The organism is Roseomonas aerilata DSM 19363, from assembly GCF_000711725.1.
GTDB lineage: Bacteria > Pseudomonadota > Alphaproteobacteria > Acetobacterales > Acetobacteraceae > Roseomonas > Roseomonas aerilata.
This window is the reverse complement of the sequence record NZ_JONP01000103.1, coordinates 1-5,360: the sequence shown is the minus strand read 5'-3', so window position 1 is coordinate 5,360 and position 5,360 is coordinate 1. Positions and strand designations below refer to the sequence as shown.

Below are 5,360 nucleotides of genomic sequence, written 5' to 3'. Positions count from 1 at the left end.
CGCCAGCAGGCCCGTGCGTGACCACGCTGCCAAACAGCGGCGCAGGGTCGAGCCGCTGGCCTTCTCCGCTGTCGCTCGCAGGCTCCGCCAAGGCGTGCCCTCGCGCACGAACTGCCGGAGGGTGGCGAGCACACGAACCAAGGATGCAGGCGGGTGGCCGCGTCCGCGGGAGCGGCCTCCCTCGCAGCACTCCATTGCTGTCGCGATCAGCCCGAGGATCCTTCTGTCCACCTCTCCCTCCACGCCAAAGCTGCAGAGGTAGGGTGATGGTCAGCAGACCGCCGGAACGGGGTTCCTCAACTCAAGGTAGTAGTGGAAACAGCCTCTAAGAGGGCTCTTCCTGACGGCAAGCAAAGTCGTCAAGAGGTGCCTCGTTGCCTGTCAGAACTGCCCGTATCGAGCGGGCTTCTCTCACCGAAGCGGCGCTCTGCGCCTGGGTTAGCACAGCCGCTCCCGGCGACCGGCTCGCCTACCACCGCGGCTTCCTGGCTTGGGATCTCGCGCCAGATCTGAGTGTCCTCAGTAAGCCGCAGCGCGCGGCGCTGAACCGCGTCGCCAGCCGCGCCCGGCTGCTGTACGAGCAGGGCCGCGTCCACCTCGTGCAGCGCCGCGAGGGGCCAGGTGACTACACCTACCTGATGATCGCGTGGCGACAGCCCCGACCGCAGAGCACCAGTGTCCTCCTGCGGATGCTGACGGGCGCCGAGGCGGTGGCCGCATGAGGGACGCCGCCTCCGCCGCCGCGCAGTCCGACCCCACTCAGAACCGCTGGTTCAGCCGCCGCTGGCAGGACTGGGCGACGCTGTATCCCGTTCCGCAGCCCTCGATGCCTGAGCCCCCTGAGCCGAACGAGCCGCTTGAGGTGACCGGCCACGCCCTGCTGCTCGCCTGGCGCGAGGAGCGGGCCCGGCAGGGAGGTGCGCCATGAACGCACAACCCGAGTTCGAAGCGAACGTGGAGCACGCCTGGTCCACCCCCGGCAACCCACTCGATCGCCGCTTCACGGTGACGTTCTTCCGCAACTACGCGGCCACCGACAAGCGCGAGGAGCAGCACAGCGTCCGCTCACTGGCTGGCTGCGTCCAATCCGTCACCGCACCTCGCAAGGATCAGCTTCCCTGGCTCAAGCTGGCCATCTTCGGCGACATCCGCTCCGACAGGAATAGCCTGCGGCATGACGCCAATGTCCAGGCGATCAGCGGCATCGAGGCCGACTACGATGGCGGCGAGATGCCGTTCGAGGCAGCGGTAGAGATCGCCACCAAGGCCGATCTGCTCTGCCTCATCTACACATCGCCTTCCTATGCGCCGGGGAACTCGCGCTGGCGGGTACTGTGCCCGACGTCGCGGGAACTCCCGCCGGCGCAGAGGGACCACCTGCTGGGGCGCCTGAACGGCGCCTTCGGTGGCATCTTCTCCGTCGAGAGCTGGACCCTGTCCCAGGCCTACTACTTCGGCTCGGTAGAAAGGAACCCCGAGCACCGGGTGGAGCTCGTGGACGGCACGCCGATCAACCAGCTGGACGAACTCGACGAAACCTGGCGGGGTAAGCCCAATACCACTTCGGCCAGGGCCGCTGATGGCGCACCTCGCCAAGGGCCGCTCAATGAGGCCGCCCTGCTGGAGGAGATCCGGTCGGGTAAGGGCTATCACGCCGCCTCCGTTCGTCTGCTCGGCCGCTGGGCTCGCGATAGCGTCCCCTACATGGACGCGCGCCAGCGCCTCATGGATGTCATGCAGGAGGTAGACCCAGCCGCCCGCGACACTCGGTGGGAGATGTGCTTCGCCGACATCGATCGCTGCCTGCACGACATCTACGGCAAGGAGGCCGCGGCCAAGGATCGGGGAGAACGAGCCGCTGGATCCCCGCCCCGCTCGGGCGGTCCTGCGCCGACTGGTCCGGACGCAGATGGGCTGGTCACCGAGGACAGCGTCGCCGCCGCCTTTGCCCGTGAGCACGGGGAGACGCTCCGCTTCTGCCACCATGCGGGTCAGTGGCATCGCTGGGGCGGGGCTATCTGGCGACCTGAGGAAACCCGCCTCGCCTTCGACTGGGCGCGCGGCATGGCACGGGAACTGGCCGCCAGCTTCGGCGAGGACAAGGTCATCGTCACCGCCGGCAAGGCGGGGTTCGCCTCCGGCGTCGAGCGCTTCGCTCAGGCGGATCGCGCCTTTGCCCGCACCAGTGACACGTGGAACCGCGACCCCTGGCTGCTCGGCACGCCCGGCGGCACCGTCGACCTTCGGACCGGTGAGCTGCGCCCCGCCCGCCAGGACGACCACATCTCCCGCTCGGCGGCCGTCGCCCCTTCCCTGACCGCCGAATGCCCGCTCTGGGATGCCTTCCTGCTCCAAGCCGCAGGCGGGGATAAGGACCTCATCGGCTTCCTGCAGCGCTGGTTCGGCTACTGCCTGACCGGCATCACCCGCGAGCACGCCCTGCTCTTCGTCTACGGCCCGGGCGGTAACGGCAAGGGCGTCCTGCTGGTCACCGTCGCCAGCATCCTCAGCAGCTACGCCACGACGGCCGCCATGGATACCTTCACCGTGTCCAAGGCCGACAAGCACCCGACCGACCTCGCCATGCTGCACGGGGCGCGGCTGGTGATGACCACCGAGACCGAGGAGGGCCACGCCTGGGCTGAGGCGCGCATCAAAGCGCTGACCGGTGGTGACCCGATCACAGCTCGCTTCATGCGGCGGGACTTCTTCACCTTCACCCCAGCCTTCAAGCTGACGGTGAGCGGCAACCACAAGCCGGCTCTGCGCAACGTCGACGATGCTGCGCGGCGGCGGTTCAACATCGTGCCCTTCCTGCACAAGCCCGCGGCGCCGGACCGGGATCTGCAGGATAAACTCCGGGCCGAGTGGCCGGGGATCCTGCGCTGGCTGATCGACGGCTGCCTGGCCTGGCAGCGGGAGGGCCTCAAGCAGCCCAAGGCCGTGCTGGACGCGACCGCGGAGTACTTCGCCGAGCAGGATCTCCTCGCCCAGTGGATCGAGGAGTGCTGCGAGAGGGGCAAGGGCCTCGGCGAGACGAGCAGTGTGCTCTTCGCGTCCTGGTGCACCTTTGCACAAGGCCGCGGCGAGGGCGGAGGCACGGCCAAGTGGTTCGGTACCACGCTCGGGCGCCAGGGTTTTCGGCGCGACAAGGACTGCACGCTGTTCCGTGGCCGCGGGTTCCTCGGACTGCGCGTGATCCCTGAGGAGGTCACCCGGCACTGGCAGGAGAAGGACGAATGACTGCTTGTTCGCGCCACTCAGCGACGCTGCGACGCTTGCGACGCGGTTCCCTGTTAGTGCGCCACACGCGCGCGCGTGTAGGCGGCCATACGGAATCCATGTCGCATGCGTCGCAGCGTCGCTGGGACTGCAGAGCATCCTTCAGCAACCAGGTTTTCGCAGGAGAATGGCCATGACTGAGCTCTCACCCGCGCTCGCCGCATTCCCGTCTTACAACCGCGCCCGCGTCTCCGAGCTGATTCCCTACGCTCGCAACGCACGCACGCACTCACCCGCGCAGGTGGCGCAGATCGCCGCTTCTATCCGCGAGTACGGCTGGACGAACCCGATCTTGGTCGACGGCGAGCGCGGCGTTATCGCCGGACACGGGCGCCTGCTCGCCGCGCGCCAGCTCGGCATGACCGAGGTGCCGACGCTGGAGCTCAGCCACCTCACCCCGGCCCAACGCCGCGCTTATGTTTTGGCCGACAACCGCTTGGCGCTCTCGGCTGGCTGGGATGAGGACCTGCTCCGGGTCGAACTAGCCGAGCTCGGCGCCGAGGGCTTCGACTTGGCTCTCACCGGCTTCGACGAGATGGAGATCGCCTCCTTCCTCACCGAGTCCACCTCGGGGCTGACGGACCCCGACGCAGTCCCCTCCCCGCCCGAGGTGCCGGTCTCCCGCCTGGGCGACGTCTGGCTACTCGGCCGCCACCGACTCGTCTGCGGCGACTGTACCGACCCTGCCGCCGTTGTGGCCGTGCTCGCCGGCGTGAGGCCGCACCTCATGGTCACGGACCCGCCCTATGGCGTCACGTACGACCCCGCTTGGCGCAACGAGGCGCTCGACGGCAGCAAGACCCAGCGCACGGGCAAGGTGCTCAACGACGACCGGGCGGACTGGACCCAGGCCTGGGCGCTGTTCATGGGCGATGTGGCCTATGTCTGGCACGGCGCCCTGCACGCCGGCACCGTAGCCGAGAGCCTGATCAAGTGCGGGTTCGACATCCGGGCGCAAGTGATCTGGGCCAAGGAGCGCCTGGTCCTCGGGCGGGGTCACTACCATTGGCAGCACGAGCCCTGCTGGTACGCGGTTCGCAGCGGCGCGAAGGGTCACTGGTCGGGCGACCGTAAGCAGACGACTCTCTGGTCCATCCCAAGCCGGGACCAGGACGCGGACACCGTCCACGGCACCCAGAAGCCGGTCGAGTGCATGCGCCGGCCGATCGAGAACAACTCCTCCCCCGGGCAGGCGGTCTACGAGCCTTTCTCCGGCTCCGGCACCACCCTCATTGCCGCCGAGATGAGCGGGCGCACCTGCCACGCGGTCGAGCTCTCCCCCGCCTACGTCGATGTGGCCGTGCTTCGCTGGCAGGCCTTCACCGGCCAGGAGGCGCGCCTGGAGGGGGATGGCGGGTCGTTCAACGCCATCGCCGCTCAGCGCGCCCTGGAGGCCTGACATGGTGCAAGGCTTCCCTTTCCAACCCACCGAGGAGCAGCGCCGGACCGTGCGGGTCATGGCAGGGTTCGGCATCCCGCAACCGGACATCGCCACGCTGCTCGAGATCGACCCCAAGACGCTCCGCGTGCACTTCCGCCGCGAGCTCGACCGCGGGTCAGTGGAGGCGACGGTCAAGGTCGCGCAGACGTTGTTTCAGATGGCGACCTCAGGTCAGAACACCGCGGCCTCGATCTTCTGGATGAAGGCGCGGGCCGGCTGGCGCGAGAAGCACCAGGTGGTGCTGTCGGCCAAGCCCACGGGCGAGATGAGTGACGCTGAGCTCGAGGAGGAGATCGCCAGGGCCAGGGCGGCAAGGCTCGTGCTCGACCGTGAGGCTCCGCCCGATGGAGAGTGATCCTGCTTGGGAGCTGGGGCAGCGCCGCGCCATCCGCCGCGACTTCGGCCTCTGGTGCGAGCACGCCCTCGCGCCCCAGGGCTTCGCACCGGCTGCCCACCACCGCCTGCTCATCCGCGAGCTGCAGGCCGTCGCTGATGGCGTGCACGACCGGCTGATGGTGTTCATGCCCCCGGGCTCCGCCAAGAGCACCTACGCGTCAGACCTCTTCCCGGCCTGGTTCCTCGCCCAGGGCCGCGACCGCCGGGTGATCGCCACCTCCAACACCGCTGACCTCGCGGG

General features: G+C 68.7%; 6 protein-coding genes and 1 pseudogene. 6 read left to right on the top strand and 1 reads right to left on the bottom strand.

Annotation, left to right across the window (positions count from 1 at the left end; all coding sequences use genetic code 11):
• Positions 1 to 231, bottom strand: a 231-nt coding sequence (locus tag BO39_RS34130; protein ID WP_156964135.1) for a transposase, incomplete at its 3' end; no start/stop codon positions are given.
• A 143-nt stretch (positions 232 to 374) separates the two neighbouring features.
• Between BO39_RS34130 and BO39_RS28915 the strand changes: the two genes are divergently transcribed.
• From BO39_RS28915 to BO39_RS28890, 6 genes and pseudogenes are all read left to right on the top strand, one after another.
• Positions 375 to 722: a hypothetical protein gene (locus BO39_RS28915; protein WP_052403017.1), complete on the top strand. Its 348-nt coding sequence runs from the start codon at positions 375 to 377 to the stop codon at positions 720 to 722.
• Entirely contained in the window at positions 719 to 928 is a 210-nt protein-coding gene (locus BO39_RS28910; RefSeq protein ID WP_043840291.1) for a hypothetical protein, read from the top strand. Before BO39_RS28915 ends, BO39_RS28910 begins: the two co-directional genes overlap by 4 nt.
• On the top strand, positions 925 to 3,243 hold the full coding sequence (locus BO39_RS34805) for a phage/plasmid primase, P4 family (protein ID WP_052403016.1): 2,319 nt from the start codon (positions 925 to 927) through the stop codon (positions 3,241 to 3,243). Before BO39_RS28910 ends, BO39_RS34805 begins: the two co-directional genes overlap by 4 nt.
• Positions 3,244 to 3,415: 172 nt before the next feature.
• A complete protein-coding gene (locus tag BO39_RS28900) occupies positions 3,416 to 4,681 on the top strand; it encodes a site-specific DNA-methyltransferase (protein ID WP_043840289.1) in 1,266 nt (421 codons plus the stop codon).
• A 1-nt stretch (position 4,682) separates the two neighbouring features.
• Positions 4,683 to 5,078, top strand: a complete 396-nt coding sequence (locus tag BO39_RS28895) for a hypothetical protein (RefSeq protein ID WP_052403015.1) — start codon at positions 4,683 to 4,685, stop codon at positions 5,076 to 5,078.
• Positions 5,068 to 5,360: pseudogene (locus BO39_RS28890) on the top strand (hypothetical protein); the annotation flags it as partial. The gene BO39_RS28895 and the pseudogene BO39_RS28890, both read left to right, overlap by 11 nt.